We start from the raw sequence: 24,908 nt of genomic DNA, 5'->3' as shown, positions 1-24,908 counted from the left end.
GCCCTATGGTGGGTGGTGTGGCCACGAAGCCGTTCGCGTCCAGCGCCGACCTCACGCCCAAGGAAGAGCGGTTCGTCGAACTCGCCGAGGGCGTCTACACCCTCACCGCCGAAGGCGACCCGAACGTCGGCGCGATCGAGGGCGAGGACTTCCTGGCCTGCGTCGAGGCCCGCGCCACGCCGAAGGCCGCCAGGCGCTGGCTCGACCTGCTCCGCGAGCACACCGACAAGCCGGTCCGCCACCTGGTCCTGAGCCACTACCACGCGGTCCGCACGCTGGGCGCGAGCGCGTTCGGCGCCGCCGAGATCATCGCGCACGAGAACACCAGGGCGTTGATCGCCGAACGCGGTCGCGAGGACTGGCTCAGCGAGCACGGCCGCATGCCCCGGCTGTTCGAGGAGCCCGCGGGCATCCCCGGCCTGACCTGGCCGACCGTCACGTTCTCCGACCGGCTCACCATCCCGCTCGGCGGTGACCGGGGCGAGGTGGAGCTGCGCTACTGCGGTCGCGGCCACACCGCGGGGGACATCGTGGCGTGGCTGCCGCACCAGCGGATCCTGTTCGCGGGTGACCTGGTCGAGTCGCAGGCCGCCCTCTACACCGGGGACGCGTTCCACGACGAGTGGGCGACGACGACGCTGGACCGGGTGGCCGCGCTGGGCGCCGAGCAGCTCGTCGGCGGACGCGGTGCGCCGGCCCGCGACCGGACCGAGGTCGACGCGGCGATCGCCCAGTCACGGCACTTCCTGGACGAACTGCGCCGCACGGTCGGGACCGCGCACCGCGGCGGCGGCACGGTGAAGGACGCGTTCGAGGCCGCGCACGCCGCGCTGGCGCCGCGCTACGGGCGTTGGCCGATCTTCGAGCACTGCCTGCCGTTCGACGTGCAGCGGTACTGGGACGAGTGCGACGGCGTGGACTGGCCCCGGATCTGGACCGCCGAACGGGACCGAGAGGTGTGGGCGGCGCTGCGATGACACCGGTGCTGGTCGTCGGCGCGGGCCCGGTGGGGCTGACCACCGCGCTCCTGCTGGCCCGCGCGGGCGTGCCGACGACCGTCCTGGAAGCCGCACCGCACCACCAGGCCATCGGCAGCCGCTCGATCTGCGTCCACCGGGCCGTGCTGGACATCCTCGACCGCGTCGGCGTCGGCCGGGCCGTCGTGGACGCCGGCGTCACCTGGTACCGCGGCCGCACGTACTACCGCGACCGCGAAGTGCTCACCCTCGAACTACCCCGCACCGAGGGCTTCCCGCCGTTCGTGAACACACCGCAGACCACCGTAGAACGCATCCTGCACACAAAAGCCGCAACCGAACCCCTCATCACCGTCCACTTCGGGCAGCGAGTCGATCGCGTACAACAAACCGACCACGTCACCCTCCACACCCGGAACCGCACTTTCGAGGGCACCCACTGCGTCGCCGCGGACGGCGCCCACTCCACCGTCCGGCACCTGCTCGGCATCCCGTTCGACGGCCACTCGTTCACCGACCGGTTCGTCATCGCCGACATCCGCGTCGACCTCGGCCACCCCGAGCCGGAGCGCCGCTTCTACTTCGACCCGCCGTGGAACCCCGGCCGCCAGGTCCTGGTCCACCCGCAACCGGACGGCGTGCACCGGATCGACTGGCAGGTCCCCGAGGACTTCGAGCTCACGCCCGACCACGTCCGCGCCATCACCGGCGACCGCCCGCACGAGATCCTCTGGCAGTCCACCTACCGCTTCCACCAGCGGCGGGCCACCCACTTCCGCGTCGGCAACGTCCTCCTCGCGGGCGACGCCGCCCACGTGATGAGCCCGTTCGGCGCCCGCGGCCTCAACTCCGGCATCTGCGACGCCGACAACGCCGCGTGGAAGATCGCCCTCGACCGGGCGGGCGAGGCGGGCCCGCACCTCCTCGACTCCTACCACCACGAACGTGCCGCGGCCGCCGACGAGAACCTCCGGGTCACCGACGCCACGATGCGCTTCCTCGTGCCGCGGACCGAAGCCGAACGCGCCCACCGCCGCCACGTGCTGACGAACAACCTCACCGACGAGATCGACTCCGGCCGCCTCTTCGAGCCCTTCGCCTACCGCGACTCACCCCTCACCACCAACGGCGACGGCGAGCTGCGCCCGGACAGCCGCCGCTACGGCCCCGGCTTCACCGTCGAGGGCGACGCCCTGATCCGCCCTGACGGCCACACCGCCGCCACCGGGACCGACCTCACCGCGGCGCTGCGCCGCGCCAAGGGCTTCACCTCCGCCGAGGTGTCACGGTGAACCCGTCCGGCTTCAACGTCAGCATCTCGGCCACCCGCAACTCGTAGTCGGGGACACCGACCAGGTCGTACCGCCGCAACACCGTGCCCAGTGCCAACGTCGCCTCGTGCACCGCGAACTGCCGCCCGATGCACGCCCGTTCCCCCGTCCCGAACGGCTTGTAGACGTGCGCGGGCCGGGCCTTCACCGCCGCGGGCGCGAACCGGTCCGGGTCGAACGCCTCCGGTGCCGGCCACACCGAGGGATCCCGGTGGACCAGCGGCAGCAGCACCAGCGCCCACTGCCCGGCCCGCAGCGGGTACCGCCCACCGAGCACGGTGTCCGCCCGCGCCTCCCGGGCGAACCCCGGCGCCGTGGGCCACAGCCGCAACGCCTCGTCCAGCACCCGCCGCACGTACCGCAGCTTGGTGACCTGCTCGAACTCCGGCACGTCCGCCGAACCCCACACCGCGTCGATCTCCGCACGGGCCTTCTCGACCACTTCCGGGTGCCGCGACAGGTAGTACAGCGCGAACGACAGCGCGCCGGACGTCGTCTCGTGCCCCGCGATCAGGAACGTGATCACCTGGTTGCGGATGTTCACCTCGTCCAGCTCCCCGGACGCCAGCATCAGCCCGAGCAGGTCCGACCCGCCCGACCCGCGCCGCGACCGCACCACCTCGTCCACGACCTCCGCGAGGAACGCGAGATCAGCCCGGTAGCGCTCCTCCGCCGCCCGTCCCAGCAACCGGCCGACCACCGGCAGCACGAAGTTCTTGCGCTGCGCGTACCGCAACGACCCGATCATCGCCCGCACGAACGGGTGAACCTCGGTGCGCGAGAACGACTCGAACGAGTACCCGAACCCGACCCGCCCGATGGTCTCCAACGTCAGGTTCGTCATGTCCGCCGACACGTCGACCACCCCGCCGCGGTCCCACTTCGCCACCAACTGGGCGGTCACGTCCACCATCGTCGGGTGGTAGGCGCGCATGGCGCTCTGGGTGAACGCGGGCAGCAGCACGTCGTGCGCCGCCTTCCAGTTCGGCTCCTCGTTGTACGCGGTGAACAGCCCGTCGCCGCCGACGTCCCGCAACGCCTCCACGCCCAGCGCCAGGTGCTTGGCGAACCGCGACTCGTCGGCGAGGTCCGCGGCCAGCGCCGCACCGCCGACGAACACGATCTCCTGGTCCAGGAACCGCCGGGTGAAGATCGGCCCCAGCTCCCGGCCCATCCGCATGGTGTCCTGCACCGGCGTGCGCGGGTTCGTGCCCAGGACGTCGCCCAGGAAGGGGACCCGCCACCGCGGGTGTGGGATCGTCGCCGCCGTCACCGCACCAACCTCCGCTGCAACCCCGACGAGAACGCCGGGAACTGGCCACCCAGGGCGCTGAGCACCCGCAACTCCACCGGTGCCACGTTCACCTCGGCCCGGTCCTCCTCGACCGCCCTCACGACACCGTCCGCTACCTGCTCCGGCGAGACGGTCCGTAGCCCGGCGGGCGCCGTCGCACCGGAGTCGGCGAACATCCCGGCGTCCCGCACGAACCCCGGCTGGACGACCGACACCCCGACGCCGCTGCCGCGCAGGTCCTCCCGCAACCCCAACGCGAACCCGCGCAACCCGAACTTCGTCGCGTTGTACAGCGCCGAACCCGCCGACGCCACCTTGCCCGCCAACGACCCGACGAACACCACGTGCCCGCGCCCCGCCGCCGTCATCGACGGCACCAACGCCCGGGCCAACGCGATCGGCGCCTCCAGGTTCACCGCCAGCGCCTGCCCGACCTGCTCGTCGGTGAAGTCGAGCAACGGCCCGCCGGCCGGCAGCGCGGCGTTCGCCACCAGCACGTCGACCGCCCCGGCCTCCTCCACCAACTGCCCGACACCACCCGCCAGGTCCGCCACCACAGCCCGTCCGCCGACCTCGTCGGCGAGGCGTTCCAGCTCGGCGACCTTCCGCCCGGTCAGCACCAGCTTCGCCCCCCGACCCGCCAACCTCCGCGCGATCGAGTGCCCGATCCCGCCCGTAGCGCCCGTCACCAACACCGTCGAGCCCGACAACCGCATGCGCCCACCTCTCGTTCGTTCGAACGAACAGTATCGCGAATCCGCCGACCCGTCCCATGGCGGACAATGAACGACATGACGAGACCGGCCGAGACCAGGCAGCGGATCATCGCGGCCGTGCTGCGGATCATCGGTGACGACGGCGTCGCCGGCGTGACCAACCGGCGCATCGCCCAAGAGGCGGGCGTCTCGCTCGGCTCCGTCACCTACCACTTCGCCACCCAGCAGGACCTGCTGCGGGAGAGCCTGCGCCACTTCGTCACCGAGGAGACCAGGCGCTTCGCCGACCTCGCCACGCAGAACGAAACCGTCTGCGCCGACCTCGACCAGGTGGCGGAACTCGTCGGCCAGGTCGCTGAAGCCACCGGTACCGACAGCGAGCGCATCGCGCCCTACGAGCTCTACCTGCACGCCGGCCGCGACCCGGAACTGCGCGCCGCCGCCGCCGAGTGCTTCGCCGCCTACGACAAGCTCGCGGAGACCGTCCTGGCGTCCATCGGGGTGAAGGACGCCGACCAGGTCGCCGGCGCCGTCGTCGGCATGGTCATGGGCCTGAAACTCCGCGCCCTGGCCACGGGCACCCACACCGACGACCTGGTCAACGGCCTGCTGACCCTGGCGAAGGGCGCGCTCAAAGAGTGATGCCGGTGAGCACCATCGTGCGCTCCTCGGTGAAGTCCTCCATCGCCGACCGCACCCCTTCCCGCCCGGTGCCCGACCCCTTCACCCCGCCGTAGGGCATCTGGTCGGCGCGGTAGGACGGCACGTCCCCGATGATCACCCCACCGACCTCCAGCTCCGCCGCCGCCGCGAACGCCACCGTCACGTCCTTGGTGAAGACACCGGCCTGCAGCCCGTACTCGGTCGCGTTGGCCAGCTCGAACGCCTCCTCCACCGACCCGACCACCGCCACCGCCAACACCGGCCCGAACACCTCCTGGTGCCACAACTTCGCCTCCACCGGCACGTCCTGCACCACCGTGGGCTCCACGGACGTCCCCGACCGCCCACCCCCGACGTGCAGCACCGCACCACCGGCCACGGCCTCCGCGACCCACTCCTCGACCCGCCGGGCGTTGTCCTCGTCGATCAACGGCCCCACCTCCACCTCGGGGTCGTGCGGATCACCGGTCTTCAACCCCCGCACCGCCTCCACCAACTTCGGCACGAACTCCCCGGCAACCTCCCGGTGCACCAACACCCGCTGCACCGCGATGCACGACTGCCCGCCCTGGTAGTTCCCGAACGTCGCGATCCGCTGCGCCGCGAAGTCCAGATCGTCCCAATCCGGGCAGACGATCGCCGCCGAGTTCGACCCCAACTCCATCACCACGTGCTTCCTCGGCGCGGAGTCCATCAACGACCACCCCACCGCCGTCGACCCCGTGAACGAAATGACCGGCAACCGCTCATCCGTCACGAGACTCTTCATGTCCGCCCCACGCACCGGCAACACGGAGAAAGCACCTTCGGGCAACCCCGTCTCCGCCAACAACTCACCCAACAACAACGCCGACAACGGCGTAGCCGACGCCGGTTTCACGATGACCGGCGCCCCCACCGCCAACGCCGGCGCCACCTTGTGCGCCACCAGGTTCAACGGGAAGTTGAACGGCGCCACCGCCAGCACGGGCCCACGCGGCACCCGCCGCACCACCGCCATCCGCCCTTCCCCACCCGCATCGGTATCCAACCGCTGCAGGTCACCGGTAAACCGCCGAGCCTCTTCCGCCGCGAACCGAAAGGTGTTCACCGCCCGCCGAACCTCGACCTCGGCCCACTTCAACGGCTTCCCGTTCTCCGCCGTGATCGTCTCCGCGATCTCCTCAGCCCGCTCCGCCAACCCCCGCGACACGTGCAACAACGCCTCCGCTCGCACGTGCGCCGGCGTGCGCCGAAACTCCTTCGCCACCCCCACCGCCGCCACCACGGCCCGCTCCACCTGCTCAGGTCCGGGCACCGCCACCGACGCCACCTCCGTCCCATCGAACGGATGGTGCACCGCAAGAGCTGAAACGCCCTGCTCAGCGTGTCCAGCAATCCAACAGGGCCGTGGCTGAGGCGTGAACGCGTCCATGCCGCAACCGTAAGCCCAACCCACACATCACCGCCATGCAGCTTGCAGGGAGGGATGAACAAACCGCACCGGGACCACAAACCACTTACCCACATCGAACCCGAATCGAACCCACATCGAACCCGCAGCGGGACCGCAGCGGGACCGCAAAAGGCCCGATTTTACATGGGGTTCGGGTGCTTTAGGCTGGTCGAAGCCGGGCAGGCTTGGCGGGCGCTTCATCCGCCAGGCCTGCCCGGCTTTGGCCTGCCTGGAGTACCCGTAAGGGGCCCCATGTCAAATCGAGCCTGCCCCAACCCTCAACCCCCAACCCCCAACCCCCGCCCCTGCCCCTGCCTACCCCAAAAAATTATCCTTCACATACTCCACATGCCCCAAGTAATACACCTCATGCCCCTCTTCCCGCTGCCTCCAGAACTCGGGCCGATCCCGAATCATCCCCACCATATCCTCCAACCGCGCCAACACCCACCGCCCCAACCCCTCCACTCCCACTCCATACGCCGCACAGAACAACCGCGCCCTCCGCCACTGCTCCTCAACCCCACCGAACTCCGGCGAAAACGGCACCAAGCAATACGCCGTATAAGCCAGATCCCACCACCGGGGCCCCGGCCGCGCCCCGTCGAAATCGAACACCCCCACCGGCATCCCATCGCGGAACACCATGTTGTACGGCGCGAGATCGTTGTGGCAGATCACCTCCACCGGCTCCACCGCCGGAAACTGCCACCCCTCCCGCACCCCCACCAACCCCACCGACGCGTCGTGCAACCTCCGCACCATCCGCGCCACCGCCACCAACACCTCGTCCGACCGCAACTCCTCCCGCAACGGCGGGTGGCCGACCTCACCCTCCAGGTACGACAACACCTCCTTCCGCTCACCACCCACCTCGACCACCCCGTGCACCACCGGCGAAAGGCCAAGCGGCGCAAGGTGTTCCAACAACCGGTGCACGGTGGGCGTCCACGGACCGGTCGGCCGCCGCACCGTCGACCCGACCCGCACGACCTCGTTGAGCCCGCCTCCGGTGAGCACTTCCTCTTCCACGCATGACATCCTTCACCTGCGCGGATCCGCCAGACGAGAGGTTTTTCCCCAGTGGCCGAGAGCAGCAACCGCCCTGTGCTGGTAGTCGACTTCGGCGCGCAGTACGCGCAGCTGATCGCCCGGCGAGTCCGGGAGGCGCAGGTCTACTCGGAAGTCGTCCCGCACACCACACCCGTGGCGGAGCTGGTGGAACGCGACCCCGCCGCCATCGTGCTGTCCGGTGGCCCGTCGAGCGTCTACGAACCGGGTGCGCCCCAGGTCGACCCGAAGCTGTTCGACCTGGACATCCCGGTCTTCGGCATCTGCTACGGCTTCCAGGCCATGGCGGGCGCCCTCGGCGGCACGGTCGAGCACACCGGCACCCGCGAGTACGGCCGCACGGAGCTGGGCGTCCAGCACAGCGGCGGCCTGCTGCACGAGGAGCTGCCCGCCAACCACCCGGTGTGGATGAGCCACGGCGACTGCGTCACCAAGGCACCCGAGGGTTTCACGGTCACCGCGACCAGCGAGGGTGCGCCGGTGGCCGCCTTCGAGCACCCCGAGCGCCGGTTCGCCGGTGTCCAGTACCACCCGGAAGTGGGCCACTCGCCGCACGGCCAGGAGGTGCTGCGCCGGTTCCTGCACGAGATCGCGGGCATCCGGCCGCAGTGGACGACGTCCTCGATCGTGGACGACCAGGTGGCCCGGATCCGCGAGCAGGTCGGCGACGGCAAGGCCATCTGCGGCCTGTCCGGTGGCGTCGACTCCGCGGTGGCCGCCGCCCTCGTCCAGCGGGCCATCGGTGACCGCCTGACCTGCGTCTTCGTCGACCACGGCCTGCTGCGCGCCGGTGAACGCGCCCAGGTCGAGCGCGATTTCGTGGCCGCGACCGGCGTCAAGCTGGTCACCGTCGACGCCCGCGAGCGGTTCCTCGACGCGCTCAGGGGCGTCACCGACCCGGAGCAGAAGCGCAAGATCATCGGCCGCGAGTTCATCCGCGTCTTCGAGCAGGCCGAGCGCGACCTCAAGGCCGAGGGCGACTACCAGTTCCTGGTCCAGGGCACGCTCTACCCGGACGTGGTCGAGTCCGGTGGCGGGGCGGGCGCGGCCAACATCAAGAGCCACCACAACGTCGGCGGGCTCCCGGAAGACCTCCAGTTCAAGCTGGTCGAGCCCCTCCGCTCCCTCTTCAAGGACGAGGTCCGCCGCGTCGGCACCGAGCTGGGCCTGCCCGAGACGATCGTGCAGCGGCAGCCGTTCCCCGGTCCCGGCCTCGGCATCCGGATCATCGGCGAGGTCACCCAGGAGCGCCTGGACATCCTGCGCAAGGCCGACGCGATCGCCCGCGAGGAGCTGACGACCGCAGGCCTCGACCGCCAGATCTGGCAGTGCCCGGTCGTCCTGCTCGCCGACGTGCGCAGCGTGGGCGTGCAGGGTGACGGCCGCACGTACGGCCACCCGGTGGTCCTGCGCCCGGTGTCCAGCGAGGACGCCATGACCGCGGACTGGACCCGCCTGCCGTACGACGTGCTGGAGCGCATCTCGACCCGCATCACCAACGAGGTGGCCGAGGTGAACCGCGTGGTGCTGGACGTGACGAGCAAGCCGCCGGGCACGATCGAGTGGGAATAAGAGAAAGGCCCGTCCTCCCCAGGACGGGCCTTTCTCTTTCACTTCCCCCGCACAACCCCCTCGACCGCCCCTACCGACGACGTCGTCTCACCCCTACCGACGTCGTCTCACCCTCACCGGCGACGTCGTGCCGATCCCGCCAGCAATCCCAGCCCGATCACCATCGCCCCTCCGGCCAACGCCCACCTCAGGTCGAGGAACTCCGGCCAGGCCGCACCGTCGGAGAGCATGTAGGCGGCGGCGATCAGGGCCGCGACCCCGAACACCAGCCCCACCACGTCGACCCCGCGCTTCTCGATCGAATCCTGGTCAGCCACGACTCACCTCCACCTCTCCGACATCGCTGCGCACGTCCAGCACGATCTTCAACCCACCGGGCCCGTCGACGCCGTAGTCCGTGTCCTCGTGGTGGTTGCCCTCACCACCGGACTCCTGGCCCAGGCAGTTCATCGAACCCAGGTCCGTCCGGCAGTTCACCGTCACGTCCGCGTCCGCGGGCACCTTGACCGCCGCCCGGCCCAGCCCCACCTCGACCTCGGTCGTCACCGAGCCGCTGTTCGGCAACCCGGTCAGGTCCAGCCCCACCTCGCCGACGCTCGCCTCGTACCGCTCCCGCACCTCTGCGATCGTCGCCGGCCGAGCCTCGATCTTGCCCATCTGCCTCGCGTCCACGTCGAAGTCCACCGAGGTCAGCACCACCCCGACGAACGACAGCGGCACGACGAGCCAGATCAGCCCGCGACCACCGCCGCCGCGCAACGAGCCGAGCACCATCCCCGCGCCCAGCACCGCCACCAACAACCCCAGCACGTGCTGCGCGTGGAACCAGTCCGAGTACGACGACGCCACCAGCGACCCGGCCAGCACGACCAGCGCCGCGCCGAACGTCGCCGCACCCACCCGCGACTTGCGCCGCCGCACCGCGGGCACCGCCGACGCGCTCACCGGCTCCGGCGTCCCGCCCGGCTCGGGCAGGTCCCACGCGAACGGCGCCGCGCCCAGCGGGTCCCACGCCGGTGGCGTCACGCGGTCTGTCGTGTGCTCCTCCGTCGACACCTTTTCCCCCACCGAGTCACCGATCCCCAGGCCGCCGATCCCGACCTTCGACTCGGGCCGGTTGAGCTGCCCGCGTCCGCGGTGCAGCAGGTAGACCGCACCCACGGACAGCAGCACGCCGCCGACCATGGTGAATCCGCCGTCCACGAAGAACCCGGTCGCCGGCACCACCGCGAGCCCCAGCAACACCGTCAACGCAGTGGGCGTCGAGCTGTGGCCACGCCCGAGCAGCGCCTCCGCGGGTGACGCCTCGTCGTCGCCCTGCGCCAGCAACAACCAGCCGAGCAGGTAGATGAGCACCCCGGCGCCGTTGCACAGCGCCATGGCCACGAACGCCACCCGGACGATCACCGGGTCGATCTGGTACCGCTTGGCGATACCGGCGGCGACACCGGCGATCTTGCGACCGTCGTGAGGCCGCCTGGGCCGCGTGGCCCAGAAGTCCTTCAGCGTCTCTTCGACGCTGGCTGCGCTGATGTTCCCGCTCACGACGACAAGCTTGCTCAACGCGACTCGCCCGCACATCCGGGACCCACCCTGAACCGCGCATCGGGTGGAACCCTGATGACCGGCCCCGACCCGCGTGTGACCATCAAAGGGTGAGTGTGGAGACGAAGGCCGTCGAGCCGGTGCGCCGCAGGCGGACCGGCCGGGTGGTCGCGGGCGTGGCCGGCGGTGTCGCCGACCACCTCGGCATCGAGGTGTTCTGGGTGCGGGCGGCGTTCGCCGCGCTGACCGCGCTCAACGGCGTCGGCGTGATCGCGTACGGCCTGCTGTGGCTGTTCGTGCCGCAACGCGCGGCCGGCGAGCCGGAGGAGGACTCCGCCAACCCGAGGGAACGCCAGCAGGCGCTCGGCCTGGTCGCCCTGGGCATCGCCGCGGCCGTGCTGGCCGGTCTGTTCTCCGGCCCGGTCAGCGGCTGGATCGCCGGGCCGCTCGCGGTCGCGCTCGTCGGCGCGGCAGTGGTGTGGCGCGAGGCCGACGAGGCGCAGCGCCGCCGTTGGCGGGCCGGCGCGAAGTCCGGGATCCTCGGCACGGGCCGCAGCACGATCGTGCGCGTGGCCGCGGGCGTGGCGCTGGTCGCCATCGGCATCGGCGTCCTGCTGGTCAACAGCTACGGCATCGACCAGCTCCGCTTCGCGCTGCTGGCCGTGGTCGCGACCCTCGGTGGTGTGGCGGTGCTCACCGTGCCGCTGTGGATCAAGCTGATCAACGACCTGGGCGAGGAGCGCCGGGTCCGCATCCGCACCGAGGAACGCGCCGAGATCGCCGCCCACCTGCACGACTCCGTGCTCCAGACGCTCGCCCTGATCCAGAAGCAGGCCGAGCAGCCGCGCGAGGTCAAGCGCCTGGCCCGAGGCCAGGAGCGGCAGTTGCGGGAGTGGCTGTACGGGCGGGTCGTGGAGGACAACAACGAGCCGAGCACCGTGTCCGCCGCGATCGCCAAGGCCGCGGGCGAGGTCGAGGACAGCTTCGCGCTGGCCGTGCAGCAGGTCGTGGTCGGCGACTGCCACCTCGACCCGAACCTGTACGCCCTCGTGCAGGCCGCCCGCGAGGCGATGGTCAACGCGGCCAAGCACGCGGGCGTGGCCGACATCAGCGTGTACGGCGAAGTCGAGCCGGAACGCGTCACCGTGTTCGTCCGCGACCGGGGCAAGGGCTTCGACCCGGACACGGTTCCGGAGGACCGGCATGGCCTCGCGGACTCCATCGGGGGGAGGATGGAGCGGCACGGCGGCGAAGTCCGGATCCGCACCCGGCTGGGTGAGGGCACGGAGGTGCAGCTGATGATGCCGAGGAAAACCGCAGACAAGCGAGAGACGGGGGCCAGGACATGACCGTTCGGGTGTTCCTGGTGGACGACCACGCGTTGTTCCGCGCCGGGGTGCGGGCCGAGCTGGACTCGATCACCGACGAGATCGAGGTCGTCGGCGAGGCCGGTTCGGTCGGCGAGGCGGTCGCGGGCATCGGGCACCACCACCCGGACGTGGTGCTGCTCGACGTGCACATGCCCGATGGCGGCGGCGCGGAGGTGCTGCGGCAGGTCCGCACGGCGTTGCCCGAGGTGGTGTTCCTGGCGCTGTCGGTGTCCGACGCGGCCGAGGACGTGATCGCGGTCATCCGCGCCGGTGCGCGCGGGTACGTGACGAAGACCATCTCCAGCCAGGAGCTGGTGCGCGCGGTCGTGCGGGTCTCGGAGGGCGACGCGGTGTTCAGCCCTCGGCTGGCCGGGTTCGTGCTGGACGCGTTCGCCGACCGCCCCGGCGCGGCGCCGATCAGCGACCCGGAGCTCGACCTGCTGACCCCCCGGGAACGGGACGTGCTGCGGCTGCTGGCGCGCGGTTACGCGTACAAGGAGATCGCGTCGGAGCTGTTCATCTCGGTGAAGACGGTCGAGACGCACGTGTCGAGCGTGCTGCGCAAGACGCAGCTGTCGAACCGGTACGAGCTGTCCCGCTGGGCCTCGGACCGCAGGCTGGTCTGACGGGCTCGACCCCGGCCCGGAGCCGCTGACCCGCCCCTGCGCTACTCCAGCTGCTGGGACGAGAAGATCTGCAACCGGCCGCCGTCTGGCCACACGCCGAGCTCGTAGCGCCCGTGCGACGCGACGCCCCCGTGCGTGAAGTTCACGTCCACCCGCACGGCGTACCTGGCCGGGCTCACCTCGACGACCACGATGCCCTCCACGCGCACGTCGTCGTACTGGCCCCAGAACGCCTGGTACTCCTCGAACGGCCGCTGGAACGGCACGGCCAGGTTCGCGTAGGCCGCCGCCGTGTCCTCGGGCAGCGCCTCGTAGTGCCTGCGCACGAGTTCGGCCGCGTCGCTCGCGGTGAGGCCCAGGGACGTCGTCGTCGGGGCCGCCTCGCGGGTCGTCCACGGCTGGAGCGCGGCCACCGCGACCGCACCCGCGACGACCAGCAGCACGACCGCCGCCACGACGGGCGCGAGCCACCGCTTCCGCTTCGTGCCTCCCACGTCACCGGACTCGGGCTCCGGCTCGGACCTGCCGGGCTCGTCCTCGACCGCCCGGTCGGGCGTGACCTCCGGTTCGAGGTCGGCCAGCAGCTCGACCGCTTCGGCCGCTGACGGCCGCTCAGCCGGGTCCGAGGCGAGCAACCTGTTCAGCACACCCGTCAACGCCCCCGAGCGCGTGGGCGGCTCGATCAGCCCCGCCGCGGCCCGGTACAGCAGCCCGAAGCTGTTGTCGCTCACCCCGTGCGGCGACTGGCCCTCGGTCACCGCGTACAGCGTCGCACCCAACGAGAACACGTCCGACGCCTGATCGGGCTGCTCGCCGCGCGCCACCTCGGGCGCCAGGTAGGCGGGGGTGCCCGTGATCATGCCGCTGTCGGTGAGCGTGCCGTCGCCCGCTGCCCGCGAGATGCCGAAATCGGTGAGCTTGACCGTGCCGTCGTGCCCGATGAGCACGTTCGACGGCTTGACGTCCCGGTGCACGATGCCCGCCGCGTGCGCCGCGGCCAGCGCGGCGGCCACCCGACCGCCGATCCTGGCCGCCTCGTCCGGGCTCAGCCTGCCCCGCTCGGCCAGCAGCCCGGCCAGGCTGCGCGAGGGCAGGTACTCCATGACCAGCCAGGGCCGGTCGTCCTCCACCACCACGTCGAACACGGAGATCGCGTCGGGGTGCTGCAGCCGCGCCGCGTTGCGCGCCTCGCGCATGGCCCGCGCCCTGGCCACCTCGACCTCGTCGGCCGTCAGGTCGGGCCAGCGGAGCCGCTTGACCGCCACCTCGCGGTCCAGCAGCTCGTCCCGCGCCCGCCAGACGACGCCCATGGCGCCGCTGCCGATCCGCTCGACCAGCGCGTACCGACCGCCAACCGTCCCCGTCCCCCCGGACTCCGCCACGCCAGCAGGTTAGGCGATGGCGTGGCCCGCGACGGTCAGTTGGTCGAGACCAGCTTGGCCAGTTCGCGGTCGAAGTCGATCCACAGGTCTTCCTCGCCGGGCTGCACCACGTCGTAGGTGAGGTCCAGGAACTCGGCGATGTCCTCCGCGTCGGCGGACAGGATCGCGAAGCCCGTGGGCGCGTTCAGCTCCACCAGGACCCGCTCCGGGTCGTCGGCGGCCGGCCGGACCAGGATGTCGCCCTCGCCGGACGAGGTGAGCAGGCCATCGGCCAGCAGGTCCCGGGCGAAGATCCACTCGACCTTGCCCTGGCCGGTGTGGAACAGCACGGCTACGGCGTACGGGTCCTCCGGTTCGTAGTGGAGTTCGGCCTCCACCGGCGCCGGGGCCACGCCCGGGACGAGGAGGTGGAACGTCGTGGTGATGGTGATGCTGTCGTTGCTCATGGCCTGTGGGTTCCCTTCCGGAGTCGTCCCTCTCATGTGAGGAGACGTCCGAGAGGGCGAATCAGGACGCGGATCGCGTGAACACCACGCGATCGGGGGAGACCTGGGTCTCAAGTCCACCCGTTTGCCCAGGACGGTTGTCTCAGTTGGCCGCGGAGCACACCGTACCGGTGGGTAACACTGCGTTATCCCAGGTCACTTGAGCGTAGTCACCTTGCCGCCGACCGGCTCGCCGACCGACTCCGCGCCCGTTTCCCCGACCGGCTCGTCGGCCTCCGGCACCGGCACGATCGCCGTGGCGGGCTGCTTGCGGGTGAGCGCGACGCCGGCGAGCACCACCACCATGCCCAGCACGACGCGGAGGTTGAGCGCCTCGCCGAGGAACAGCGCGCCCAGCAACACCGACACCACGGGCAGCAGGTAGCCGACCATCGTGGCGTTGGTCGCGCCCTCGTCCTCGATGACGCGGTAGTTCAGCACGAACGCCACGCCCGTCCCGAACACGCCCAGGATCGCCACGGCCACCAGCGGCTGCCAGGACAGGTGCACCGGCTGCATCCCGGCCACCGGCACCACGACCGCCGTCATGCCCGCCGCGGCCACCAGCTGCGCCGAGGAGATCTGCATCGGGGTCAGGCCGCGCCCGGACACCTTGTGGCCGATGTAGGCGTAGCTGACCGCGTAGGACGCCGCCGCGGCCAGGCACGCCAGCGCGCCCCAGCTCGCCAGCCCCGCCTTCTGCCACGGGGCGAAGATGAGCAGCACACCGGCGAAGCCGAGCGCCAGGCCGACGAGCCGGGCCGGGTTGCGCCGCCGGTCCGTGCCCAGGACCAGCCCGATGCCCAGCGCGAACAGCGGCGTGGTGGCGTTCAGCACACCCGCCACGCCCGAGTCCACCGTCTGCTCGCCCAACGCGAACAGCGCGAACGGCACCGCGCTGCCGAACAGGGCGGCGAAGCTCAGGTGCAGCCAGGACGTCCGGTCCCGCGGCAGCCGCTGCTTGCTCCAGTACACGAGCGCGACGAGCACCAGCGCGCCGAGCGCGGTGCGGGTGAGCGTGATCTGCAGCGGCGAGAGGCCGGTGAGTGCGATCTTGATCCACAGGAAGCTGGAACCCCAGAGCAGGGCCAGGACACCCATCCTGATCAGCGTGCCAGGCTTGTTCACCCCCGTACTCTGCGCGAGCACGAAGTATCAGCACAAGTGAATAGAACTGCACGAGCCTTAAGCACCGCTGTACGGTTGTGCCATGTTGGACGTGCGACGCATGCAGGTGCTCCGGGCCGTGGTCACCACCGGCTCCATTACCGCCGCGGCGGTCAACCTCGGGTACACGCCCTCGGCCATCAGCCAGCAGGTCTCGGCCCTGGAGAAGCAGGCGGGCCTGCCGCTGCTGGACCGGGTCGGGCGCGGCGTGCGGCCCACGGTGGCGGGCCGCCTGCTCACCGAGCACGCCGCCCACATCACCGACCGGCTGGTCGAGGCGGAGGCGGCGCTGGCCGACCTGCGCGCGGGCCGCACCGGTCGCCTGCGGGTGCGCTACTTCGCCACCGCGGGCGCGGCCCTCGTGCCGCCGGCCGTGGCCCTGTTCCGGGCCAAGCACGCCGACGTCCAACTCGACCTCAAGCTCACCGAGCCGGACGACCCGATGGTCGAGGTCGAGGCCGGTCGCGCCGACGTGGCCATCGTCGTGCACCACCGGGGCAGCGAACCACCGCGCGGCGTGCACCTCGTGCACCTGCTGGACGACCCCTACCTGGCCGTGCTGCGGCGCGGCCACGAGCTGACCCGCAAGCGCGTGCTCGACCTCGCCGACCTCGCCGAGGAGCAGTGGGTGGACGCCGTGGCGCCGCCCGGGCCGTGCCGCGACATCGTGCTCAACGCCTGCGCGGGCGCCGGGTTCGCGCCCAACATCGTGGTGGAGGCCGACGACTACCCAACCGCGCAGGGCTTCGTCGCGGCCGGGCTCGGGGTGACCATCGTGCCGAAGCTCAGCCTCGGCGTCGTGCACCCCGGCGTGGTGGTCCGCAAGCTGCGCCACCCGGAGCCGACCAGGACGATCTGCGCCGCGATCCGCGAGGACGGCGCGGGCTCACCGGCGGTGACCAGCCTGCTGGAGGCGCTGAAGGCGTCGGCCGGCTGACCAGCGGCCCGGCCGAACTACGGCTGGCCGAGCTTCTGCTCGCCGTCGATGTAGATGCCCTGGTTCTCCCACTTCAGGATGATCAGCTTGCGCTCGGTGCTGATCGAGCTGTCCTTCATGTGGTAGGCGATGTCGACCTCGTACGCGTACGGCGAGTTCATCCGCACGCCCTTGAGCTCGATCGACTTCACCTGGTTCCACGTGCCCTGGTAGCCGCCCGGGCCACCGGTCGCCGCCTGCATCTTGGCGGTCAGCCGGCCGTAGCCCTCGTCCACGTGGTCCGGCAGCAGGCCGAAGTAGTCGCGGACCGCCTGCTCCTGCTGCTCGGCCGAGGGCTCCGTGGTGATCTTGACCGTCGGCGTGGACGGCTTCTTCGACGGCGTCACCGACGCCTCGCCGCCCGCTTCCACCGCGGTGGTCGACGTGGTGGAGCCGCCGGCCTGGTTGTCCGCCGGGTCCTCACCGCTGGACAGCACGCTCGCCAGCAGGATGCCCACGACGGCCGCGCCCGCGATGGCGAGCGCGGTGAACACCGTCGACCGCTTGCTCTTCATCGGACCGCCGGCCGGTCTCGACGCGCCGACCGGGCGGGCGGGAGGCGGGTTGTGGCTCGGCTGCCGCTGCGGCGCGGGCGGCGGGGTCGGCGCGGGCGCCACCCTGGTCGCGGCGTGCGGCGGGTTGTTCGGCGTGGCCGGCGGGCTGTGCTGGGCGGCCGGGGTCAGCGCCCGGGTCTGCTGGGCCTGCACGGGCGCGCCCTGCCACGACGGCGGGTGGCTCTGCGGCAGCGCCACCGGGAACTCCGGCGCGGCCCGGCCCGCCGCCACCGCGGCCAGCGCCTCGCGGGCCTCGGCCATGGTCGGCCGGTCCTCCGGCTCGGCGCGCAGCAGGCGCATCAGCAGCGCGGTCAGCGGACCGGCCTGCTTCGGCGGCACCACCTTGCCCGACGCGACCTGGTGCAGCAGCGCGATGGTGTTCTCGTTCAGGCCGAACGGCGGCGCGCCCTCGATCGCCGCGTACAGCGTCGAGCCCAGCGAGAACACGTCCGAGGGCGGGCCGGGGTCGTAGCCCTTGGCCACCTCGGGCGCGAGGTAGGCGGGCGTGCCCGCGAGCATCCCGGTCGCGGTGACCGTGACGTCGCCGGTGGCCCGGGAGATGCCGAAGTCGGTGATCTTCACCGTGCCGTCGTTGCCGAGCAGGATGTTGCCCGGCTTGATGTCGCGGTGCACGATGCCCGCGTTGTGCGCGGCGGCGAGCGCGGAGGCGACCTGCGAGCCGATCGACGCCACGTCGCGCGGCGGCAGCGTGCCGCGTTCGGACAGGGCCGTGGACAGGCTCTTGGACGGCAGGTACTCCATCACCAGCCACGGCTGGCCGTCGTCCTCCGCCACGTCGTACACCGCGATCGCGTGCGGGTGCTGCAGGCGGGCCGCGATCCGGCCCTCGCGCATGGCGCGGCGCTTCGCCTCGTCCGTGTCGGACTCGGCCAAGCCGGGCTGGAGCAGCAGCTGCTTGACCGCGACCGTGCGGTGCAGGCGCTCGTCGTGCGCTTCCCAGACGATGCCCATCGCACCGCTGCCGATCCGCCGGCCAAGTCGGTAGCGGCCGGCAACCAGGCGGCCATCGTCGCTCACGGCGTGCTCCCAGTAGCTGCTAGGGCTTCATTCAGTGGCGAACGACAAGACGCCACTAGGACAAGAACGTTGCGTCACCCGAACGGGTTCGGCACCACCTTACGAGGTTCACGAACCCCCCGGGCCCACCGTGGGGGGTGTCGAGGCCCCAGTGGTGGTCGTGGTGGTCGTCGTCGTGGTAGTCGTGGTAGTGGTAGTCGTGGGCGGCGGCGGCGTCGTGGTGGTCGTCGTGGTCGTGGGCGGCGGCGTCGTGGTGGTCGTCGTCGGCTCGACGGTGACCGTCTGCGTCTCGACGGTGGTGGTCGGCGGGGGCGTGGTCGTCGTGGTGGTCGGCGTGGCCGAAGCCGAGCTCGACCCGCCCGCCGGCGGCGTGACCGCGTCCTTCTCGAACCAGTCCAGGGCCACCGCCAGGAACCCGAGCAGCAGGATGGCGGCCAGCACGACCGCGGTGATCACCAGCGGCCGGTTGTCGTTGCGCTGCGGTGGCGGCGGCGCGACGACCGGCGTGGCGCCGCCCGTCGACCGCGGGCCGGGCCGCACCACGCGGGTGCGGTCGGCGTCCAGGACGGCCGTGGCGCCCGCGGGCACCGGCGCGAACCCCGGCGAGCTGGCCGGCAGCAGGCCGGTCAGGCTGGGGTTGCGGCCGTGCGCGACCGCGCTGAGCATGTCGCGGGCCTGCGCCATGGTCGGCCGGTCGGCCGGGTCGTAGTTGAGCAGCCGCAGCAGCACGTCGGTCAACGGGTGGTCGACCTGCGGCGGGTTGATCCGGCCCGCCGCCACGGCGTGCAGCACGCCCAGGGTGTTCTCGGACAGCCCGAACGGCGGCTCGCCCTCCGACGCCGCGTACAGCGTCGAGCCGAGCGAGAACACGTCCGAGGCGGGCGTCGGGTCCTGGCCGCGCGCGATCTCCGGCGCCAGGTAGGCGGGGGTGCCCGCGATCAGGCCGGTCTTGGTGACCGTGACGTCGTCGCTGGCCCGGGAGATGCCGAAGTCGGTGATCTTGACCAGGCCGTTGTCGGCCAGCAGCACGTTGCCGGGCTTGACGTCCCGGTGCACGATCCCGGCGGCGTGCGCGGCGGCCAGCGCGGCGGCGGCCTGCATGCCGATCTGGGCCACCTCGATGGGGTCCAGCGGGCCGTGCTCGGCCATCGTGTCGGCCAGGCTGTAGGACGGCAGGTACTCCATGACCAGGCACGGAGCGCCGTTCTCCTCCACCACGTCGTAGACGGCGATGGCGTTGGGGTGGTGCAGCTTGGCGGCGATGCGGCCCTCGCGCATGGCGCGCTGGATCGCCTCGTCCTGCTCGCGCTCGTCCAGGCTCGGCGCCAGCAGCAGCTGCTTGATCGCCACGACGCGGCCCAGGCGCTCGTCCTGGGCGCGCCACACGACGCCCATCGCCCCGCTGCCGATCCGGTCCAGGAAGCGGTAGCGCTCGGCGATGACGCGACCGTCGTTGCTCACCGGACCACCTCGCTGGGGCGCTGCGTGACCGCGGCAAGGGCAGCAGGTCTCACGCTCGGGCTCCTCGTCGTGCGGATCGGTGCGCGGAACAGGCTAGGCCACCGCTCGCCCGCAGAGCCTACCCCGGCCGTGACTACGCCTTTCGAGCCGTTGCGCAGGTCACGTGAGCCGAGAGGTGACCGGGAAGGGATACCTGATACCGAGCCGTAAGGACACCCGTTCGCACGAAGATCACCAGTTTTGAGGCCGAACGGGCTAATTGCCCACTGGATCACCCGTTCGAGTGCCAGAGGTCGCGGCGAACCCGCCGCTCGGGCACACCGAGCGGCGGGGTGGCGGAACGTCGGGGTGGTGGTCAGCTGGCCGGAGCGAAGAAGTCGAACCCGCCGATGGGGTTCAGGATCCCGCCCAGGTCGAGGTCCAGGTCGAGGCCGAGGCCCGAGCCGTTGTCCTCGGACGGCGGGGTGCTCGGGTTGGACGAGGACGGCGGCGTGGAGGACGACGGCGGCTGCGTGCTGTTGCTGCTCGGCGGCGGTGGCGTCGTGGTGCTCGTGCTCGGCGCCGGGGTCGTCGTCTGCTGGCTGCTGGAGCTCGGCGGCTGCGTGGTCGTGCTCGTCGGCGCCTGCTGCTGCGTCTGCTGCTGGGTCGTCGTGGTCGTCGTCTGCTGCTGCTGCTGCGTGTTGGGCCGCGGCGCGCGCTGGGTCGTCGGTTCGGGCGCCTGCTCCGGCGTCGTCGTGGTGGTCTCGGCCTGCGGCTGCTGGGCCTGCTGCTGGGCAGCGGCGGCAGCGAGGTCCTTCGTGAGCGTGTTGGTGGCGCGGGCCGCCGGGCGTGCGTCGAAGCGCACCTCCGCCAGCGGGCGCTCGTCCGGGGACGACATCAGGTTGGACGCGGTGAACGCGACGGTGCCGGCGAGCACCACGCCGCCGCTGGCCATCGCGACGAGCTTCGGCACGGAGAACCCGCCGCCGCGCTCCTCTTCACCGGCGCGGCCCTCGCGGCGCAGCAGTTCGGTGACGTGCAGCTCGCGACCGGAGAGGTTGGTCGCACCGGCCAGGGCGGCGGCCGAGAACCGCACGGTCTCCTCGTCGTCGTCCGGCCGCTCGACGGCGGGCCGTTCGGTGATCCTGGTGCCGGTTCCACCGACTGCTGTCTGAAGGCCGGTTCCACCGACTGCTGTCTGATTGCCGGTTCCACCGGCGGTGATCCGCGGGATCGGCTGCGTCTCCGCCTCACGCCTGGCGAGCAGGTCGGCGACCGACAGCTTGGCCGTCGAGCCATCCTGTCGACGGCGTTTGTCGTCGTTCGACACCGCTGGACACCTTTCCCGGAGAGAGCGTTGCGCTACTGACCGGGACCATGGATACCGAATCGTGACCGTCTACGTAACCCCTTTGAGTGAAGTTTCCTACGGTATCTGTGGTTTGTTGAACGCTGAGTGAACAACAAGACCGTGATCGCTACCGAGCGTCAACGCCGTTGGGCCGATAGGACTTCGGTCGCGACGATGCGCGGCACGCTCGTGTCGGTCAACCGGAAAACCTGCTCGACCCGCAGCCACCGACCGGTGCGCTCCTGCAGCGAGACGACCGCCAGCACCGCGCCGTCCGGCCGCAGCGACGTCGACTCGATCGTGATCGCCTGCACGTGACCCCAGGACTCGACGAAGTCGCCCGGGCTGCCACCGAGCAGCTCCGGCGCCAGCAGCCGGGACGCCTCCGCGGGCTGCGCGGGCAGCAGCTCGAAGAACCGCCGCACGACGTCGACCTGCGGTTCCGGCCCGACGTCGACGTGCGGAGACGGCATCACCACCGGCGATTCATCCGTCACGTGGGCGGTCAACGGCACGGCCGGCCGAGCGGGTGCCGCAATGCGCTCCGGCCGCACGCCGCCCAGCTGGGCCGACAGCAGGTCCGGCCGCAGCGCCGACGAGCCGGTGATCGAACCGGGCGGCTCCACCCGCGGCAGGTCGGGCCCCGCGTCGCGGTTGCCCACCAGGACGGAGGCCGCGGCGATCGAGGCGAGCAGCACCACCGCCCCGGTGGTCACACCGGCGAGCTTCGCCGCCCGGGTGGGTCGTCTCGCGGACAGCCTCGGGTCCTCCTGCTCGCGCAGCAGGTCGGCGATCAGGCCATGGGTGGCGGCCTGCTCGCGGTGCCGGACCCGCGCCGGTGCCGGCTGCTTCCTGAGCAGCTCAGCCACCGTGACCGATCCCGCGCGGTTGTGCCTGCGACCGCTCGTCGTAGGGCGCTGCACTGGCGACTCCCTCGGTCGTGTCGTCGCCAAGACTCGTACCGTGGTGGACCGGCGGGAATCCAGCTCAACCAGGGACTTCACTCGTTCGTGGCGGCCAGTGGTCAAAAGCCGTCCCTCGAACGGACGAAGGACTACGGAACGACGCCCACCAGGAGTGCGGTTTCAAGCACCGGCAGCGGACCGCTCGCCGTCGATCAGCGGTTCCCGGCCGGTGGTGAAGACGAGTTCGCGCCGCTGCGTGGTCCTGGACCCGTCCCGGTGGGTCACCTCCAGCGTGCTCACCGTGATGCCCCGCGTCGGGTCCACGGTGATCTCCCGCACCTCGATCAGCGACACGTCCGCGAACTCCTGCTCCAGCAGCACCCCGCCGGCCAGCCGGAACGTGTCCGAGACCAGCGTCAGCGCGGTGTCGGAGTTCGCCGCGACCTCTTCGTAGAACAGCTCGGTGCTCTCCGCGATCGTCTCGGCGTCCACGATCGGCTCCGCGTGCGCGGGGACCGTGGTGACGTGCGGGGCGGTCTCCGGGCCTGGGGTGGCGGCGGTGAGGTCGACCGCGGAGCCGCCGCCCGGGTCGGTTCGGTCACCGTTGGCGGCGACGAGCCCGTTCGCCACGGCCTCGGCGGGCACGCGGCGCGCCGTGGAGGTGGTCGGGGGAGGCGGTGTGGTGGCGAAGCCGGTCAGCAGCGGTACGTCGGTCGGGTAGCCGGGCAGGCCGATGCGCTCGGCGGGCTGGTTGGTGCCGACCAGGTTGGCCGCCGCGACGGCCAGGCCGACCAGGACGCCCGCCGACGACAGCACGGCGAACCAGGCGGCCCGCTTCCACGTCCGGGGCGGGGTCACCGAGGCGGGCACCAGGCCGATGTTGAACTTGCGCAGCCCCATGGCGTCGGTGTCGACGAACGGGTCCGGCGGCGGCAGCGGTGCGGGCACCGGTCGCGTGGCCGCGTCGTCGAACGGTGTGTGGTCCAGCTCACCGCCCATCGGCAGCCAGATCGCCGCCCCGTCCTCCAGCCGATGCCGACCCGACCGTTCCGGTTCCCCGATGTCCATGCTCTGCAGACCCCTCCCGCCCCCCGACCTGACGGCCCTCGCGGTTGCGTCACCCGTTCGGGCTCGAACTCACCTGGTGGGTTCAACTGGCGCGGGGCATGGGGGTGGGACGCCGAGGACCCCGCCGCCTCAGATTAGGTGCAGGGTGCACGTAGAGCTGCGCAGATCAGCCTTGTGGGGCTGAGCGACACACGGATGAGTGAATCTTCAGCTCCCGCTGTTCAGCTTCTTCCTGGTGCCCTGGAGCGCGTTGGTGGCGGCCAGGCCGGCACCGCCCGCGATCAGCGCGCCGATGATGTCGCCCGACGTGGACCCGCCCGACGTGATCAGCAGGCCGACGAGGGCGATGATCGTCGTCACCCCGGCGAGGGTCCACCGGCTGCGCACGTACTGGGCGATGGGCGCGCCCGCGGCGCGCTTGGACTTGGCGGCGGAACCGAGCATCGCGAGGTAACCGTCGTGCGCCAGCGCGGCGAGCACACCCAGGATCGCGATGAGGCCCGTGATGAGACCGATGACCATGACACCAGTGTGCCCTCGGCCAAACCCGCTGGACCATCCGTGATCGCCCTGATATCTCCCAGGGGTGGAGGTCTTCTGGCACGACGCCTGCCTGGAGCACGACACCGGCACCGGGCTGTGGGAGCTGCCCGGCCGGTGGGACTGGCTCGACGCGCCCGAACCGCACCCGGAGAACGCGGCCCGGCTGCGCACGTTCCGGCACGCGCTGGCGCACGGCCCCGTCGCGCCGCACCTGTCCTGGTCGACCGGTCGGTTCGCCGACGACGAGGAGCTGGCCCGCGTCCACGAGCCGTCCTACCTGGCCGGACTGCGCGCCGCGTGCGAGCGGCGCACCGCCGTCGAGGTCAACACCGTCGTCGGCCCCGGCTCGTGGGACGCGATCCGCGCCGCCGCCGGCACCGCGCTGGCGGCGTACGAGGCGGTCGCGGCCGGTCGGACCCGCCTGGCCTACGCCCTGGTGCGCCCGCCCGGCCACCACGCCCAGCCGGCCATGGCGGACGGGTACTGCCTGGTCAACAACGCCGCCCTGGTCGCCGAGACGGCACGGCGCGCCGGCCGCCGGGTCGCCGTCCTGGACTGGGACGTGCACCACGGCAACGGCACGCAGGAGGTGTTCCGCGACACGCCCGACGTGCTCACGGTGTCCGTGCACATGCGGCACGGCCCGTGGGGCGCCAACCACGCCCAGACCGGCGCGCCCGCCGAGTCGGGTGCCTCGAACATCAACGTCGAGCTGTCCCTGGGCGCGGGTGACGAGGCGTACCGGCGCGCGCTGGCGGAGATCGCGTTGCCGGCGCTGGCCGAATTCGGCGCGGACTTCCTGGTGTGCGCCTCGGGCTTCGACGGGTCGGCGTTCGACCCGAACGGCAGGCACAACCTCACCGCCGCCGGGTACCGCGACATCGGCCGGGTCGTGTCGGGGCTCGGCCTGCCGACCGTGCTCACGCAGGAGGGCGGCTACCTGCGCGGCTACTCGGCGTTGTGCCTGCACGCCCTGGTGGAGGGCCTGCTCGGACTGGACCTCTTGGAGGACCCACTGGCCTACGTGCCGGACGACGCCCAGCTGGTGAGTGCGGACCTGGCCAAGGCCAAATCAGCACTGACCAGCTGGGCGTTCTGCGCTAGCGCCCCAGGTGGCCGCGGCCCAGCTTGAGCAGGATCATCGCCAGGTCGCGGCCGTCCGGGCCGAGTTCCTTGTAGCGGTTGATCACGTCGATCTCCCGGTTGTGCACGATCCTCGTGCCGCCGGCGGCCATCCGCGCCGCGCCGATGATCTTGGAGATCTCGACCCGTCGCTTGACCAGCCGCAGCAGTTCCGCGTCCAGGTGGTCGATCTCCTGGCGCAGCGAATCGATGTCCGGGGCGGCTTCGGTGCTGTTCATCGTGACGACCTCTCGACTCTGGTTGGAGTCCCAGCCCT

24 protein-coding genes are annotated in these 24,908 nt (G+C 71.6%); 8 read left to right on the top strand and 16 right to left on the bottom strand.

What is annotated here, in order from left to right:
- The first annotated feature begins 17 nt into the window (after positions 1-17).
- On the top strand, positions 18-977 hold the full coding sequence (locus tag B0I31_RS19245; protein ID WP_106617048.1) for an MBL fold metallo-hydrolase: 960 nt from the start codon (positions 18-20) through the stop codon (positions 975-977).
- The gene (locus B0I31_RS19240) at positions 974-2,269 is read left to right on the top strand and encodes an FAD-dependent monooxygenase (protein ID WP_106617047.1); all 1,296 of its coding nucleotides are present in this window, start codon (positions 974-976) and stop codon (positions 2,267-2,269) included. The genes B0I31_RS19245 and B0I31_RS19240 overlap by 4 nt, the downstream gene beginning before the upstream one ends.
- Here the strand turns inward: B0I31_RS19240 and B0I31_RS19235 are convergent.
- Positions 2,244-3,581, bottom strand: a complete 1,338-nt coding sequence (locus B0I31_RS19235; protein ID WP_106616770.1) for a cytochrome P450 — start codon at positions 3,579-3,581, stop codon at positions 2,244-2,246. The two genes, B0I31_RS19240 and B0I31_RS19235, sit on opposite strands and share 26 nt — an antisense overlap.
- On the bottom strand, positions 3,578-4,318 hold the full coding sequence (locus B0I31_RS19230) for an SDR family NAD(P)-dependent oxidoreductase (RefSeq protein ID WP_106616769.1): 741 nt from the start codon (positions 4,316-4,318) through the stop codon (positions 3,578-3,580). The genes B0I31_RS19235 and B0I31_RS19230 overlap by 4 nt, the downstream gene beginning before the upstream one ends.
- A gap of 75 nt (positions 4,319-4,393) precedes the next feature.
- On the opposite strand from B0I31_RS19230, the gene B0I31_RS19225 reads away from it, so the two are divergent.
- Complete coding sequence (locus B0I31_RS19225; RefSeq protein ID WP_106617046.1) at positions 4,394-4,960, top strand: TetR/AcrR family transcriptional regulator; 567 nt, start codon at positions 4,394-4,396, stop codon at positions 4,958-4,960.
- Here the strand turns inward: B0I31_RS19225 and B0I31_RS19220 are convergent.
- Together B0I31_RS19220 and B0I31_RS19215 are read right to left on the bottom strand one after the other, a co-directional pair.
- Positions 4,950-6,395 carry an aldehyde dehydrogenase family protein gene (locus B0I31_RS19220; protein WP_106616768.1) on the bottom strand — a complete coding sequence of 482 codons (1,446 nt, stop codon included), beginning with the start codon at positions 6,393-6,395 and terminating at the stop codon, positions 4,950-4,952. The two genes, B0I31_RS19225 and B0I31_RS19220, sit on opposite strands and share 11 nt — an antisense overlap.
- Before the next feature lie 336 nt (positions 6,396-6,731).
- Complete coding sequence (locus tag B0I31_RS19215) at positions 6,732-7,448, bottom strand: aminoglycoside phosphotransferase family protein (protein WP_219910745.1); 717 nt, start codon at positions 7,446-7,448, stop codon at positions 6,732-6,734.
- A 51-nt stretch (positions 7,449-7,499) separates the two neighbouring features.
- Here B0I31_RS19215 and guaA point away from each other — a divergent pair, with 51 nt between their 5' ends.
- A complete protein-coding gene (gene guaA / locus B0I31_RS19210; RefSeq protein WP_106616766.1) occupies positions 7,500-9,059 on the top strand; it encodes a glutamine-hydrolyzing GMP synthase in 1,560 nt (519 codons plus the stop codon).
- A gap of 113 nt (positions 9,060-9,172) precedes the next feature.
- Here the strand turns inward: guaA and B0I31_RS19205 are convergent, their stop codons facing one another.
- Positions 9,173-9,376, bottom strand: coding sequence for a hypothetical protein (locus B0I31_RS19205; protein WP_106616765.1), 204 nt, complete (start codon positions 9,374-9,376; stop codon positions 9,173-9,175).
- On the bottom strand, positions 9,369-10,604 hold the full coding sequence (locus B0I31_RS19200) for a PspC domain-containing protein (protein WP_245950095.1): 1,236 nt from the start codon (positions 10,602-10,604) through the stop codon (positions 9,369-9,371). The genes B0I31_RS19205 and B0I31_RS19200 overlap by 8 nt, the downstream gene beginning before the upstream one ends.
- A gap of 110 nt (positions 10,605-10,714) precedes the next feature.
- Here B0I31_RS19200 and B0I31_RS19195 point away from each other — a divergent pair, with 110 nt between their 5' ends.
- Together B0I31_RS19195 and B0I31_RS19190 are read left to right on the top strand one after the other, a co-directional pair.
- Complete coding sequence (locus B0I31_RS19195) at positions 10,715-11,953, top strand: ATP-binding protein (RefSeq protein WP_245950093.1); 1,239 nt, start codon at positions 10,715-10,717, stop codon at positions 11,951-11,953.
- Entirely contained in the window at positions 11,950-12,600 is a 651-nt protein-coding gene (locus B0I31_RS19190; RefSeq protein ID WP_106616762.1) for a response regulator, read from the top strand. Before B0I31_RS19195 ends, B0I31_RS19190 begins: the two co-directional genes overlap by 4 nt.
- A gap of 41 nt (positions 12,601-12,641) precedes the next feature.
- Here B0I31_RS19190 and B0I31_RS19185 read toward each other — a convergent pair whose 3' ends face one another.
- The 3 genes from B0I31_RS19185 to B0I31_RS19175 form a co-directional block, all read right to left on the bottom strand.
- Entirely contained in the window at positions 12,642-13,982 is a 1,341-nt protein-coding gene (locus B0I31_RS19185) for a serine/threonine-protein kinase (protein ID WP_281262307.1), read from the bottom strand.
- A 35-nt stretch (positions 13,983-14,017) separates the two neighbouring features.
- Positions 14,018-14,428 carry an SsgA family sporulation/cell division regulator gene (locus tag B0I31_RS19180; protein ID WP_053721570.1) on the bottom strand — a complete coding sequence of 137 codons (411 nt, stop codon included), beginning with the start codon at positions 14,426-14,428 and terminating at the stop codon, positions 14,018-14,020.
- Between the two features lie 195 nt (positions 14,429-14,623).
- Positions 14,624-15,595 (bottom strand): DMT family transporter, encoded by a 972-nt coding sequence (locus B0I31_RS19175; RefSeq protein WP_425444375.1) that lies wholly within the window; start codon positions 15,593-15,595, stop codon positions 14,624-14,626.
- A gap of 82 nt (positions 15,596-15,677) precedes the next feature.
- Here B0I31_RS19175 and B0I31_RS19170 point away from each other — a divergent pair, with 82 nt between their 5' ends.
- Complete coding sequence (locus B0I31_RS19170) at positions 15,678-16,571, top strand: LysR family transcriptional regulator (protein ID WP_106616761.1); 894 nt, start codon at positions 15,678-15,680, stop codon at positions 16,569-16,571.
- Positions 16,572-16,588: 17 nt separating this feature from the next.
- Here B0I31_RS19170 and B0I31_RS19165 read toward each other — a convergent pair whose 3' ends face one another.
- The 6 genes from B0I31_RS19165 to B0I31_RS19140 all read right to left on the bottom strand — a co-directional run bounded on the left by B0I31_RS19165 (position 16,589) and on the right by B0I31_RS19140 (position 23,488).
- Complete coding sequence (locus B0I31_RS19165) at positions 16,589-18,202, bottom strand: serine/threonine-protein kinase (RefSeq protein ID WP_106616760.1); 1,614 nt, start codon at positions 18,200-18,202, stop codon at positions 16,589-16,591.
- A gap of 108 nt (positions 18,203-18,310) precedes the next feature.
- Positions 18,311-19,663 carry a serine/threonine-protein kinase gene (locus B0I31_RS19160; RefSeq protein WP_106616759.1) on the bottom strand — a complete coding sequence of 451 codons (1,353 nt, stop codon included), beginning with the start codon at positions 19,661-19,663 and terminating at the stop codon, positions 18,311-18,313.
- Positions 19,664-20,018: 355 nt separating this feature from the next.
- Positions 20,019-20,972 carry a hypothetical protein gene (locus B0I31_RS19155; RefSeq protein WP_106616758.1) on the bottom strand — a complete coding sequence of 318 codons (954 nt, stop codon included), beginning with the start codon at positions 20,970-20,972 and terminating at the stop codon, positions 20,019-20,021.
- A gap of 158 nt (positions 20,973-21,130) precedes the next feature.
- Positions 21,131-21,862, bottom strand: coding sequence for a hypothetical protein (locus B0I31_RS19150; RefSeq protein ID WP_106616757.1), 732 nt, complete (start codon positions 21,860-21,862; stop codon positions 21,131-21,133).
- Between the two features lie 216 nt (positions 21,863-22,078).
- Positions 22,079-22,966 (bottom strand): hypothetical protein, encoded by an 888-nt coding sequence (locus B0I31_RS19145; protein WP_106616756.1) that lies wholly within the window; start codon positions 22,964-22,966, stop codon positions 22,079-22,081.
- 207 nt (positions 22,967-23,173) lie between these two features.
- The gene (locus tag B0I31_RS19140) at positions 23,174-23,488 is read right to left on the bottom strand and encodes a hypothetical protein (protein WP_106616755.1); all 315 of its coding nucleotides are present in this window, start codon (positions 23,486-23,488) and stop codon (positions 23,174-23,176) included.
- A gap of 64 nt (positions 23,489-23,552) precedes the next feature.
- Between B0I31_RS19140 and B0I31_RS19135 the strand changes: the two genes are divergently transcribed.
- On the top strand, positions 23,553-24,641 hold the full coding sequence (locus B0I31_RS19135; RefSeq protein WP_106616754.1) for an arginase family protein: 1,089 nt from the start codon (positions 23,553-23,555) through the stop codon (positions 24,639-24,641).
- On the opposite strand, the gene B0I31_RS19130 is transcribed toward B0I31_RS19135, so the two are convergent.
- Positions 24,610-24,870 (bottom strand): chorismate mutase, encoded by a 261-nt coding sequence (locus B0I31_RS19130; protein WP_106616753.1) that lies wholly within the window; start codon positions 24,868-24,870, stop codon positions 24,610-24,612. The two genes, B0I31_RS19135 and B0I31_RS19130, sit on opposite strands and share 32 nt — an antisense overlap.
- Positions 24,871-24,908 lie beyond the last annotated feature (38 nt).

Source organism: Saccharothrix carnea, assembly GCF_003014735.1.
Classification (GTDB): domain Bacteria; phylum Actinomycetota; class Actinomycetes; order Mycobacteriales; family Pseudonocardiaceae; genus Actinosynnema; species Actinosynnema carneum.
This window is presented reverse-complemented; position numbering and strand designations above follow the sequence as displayed.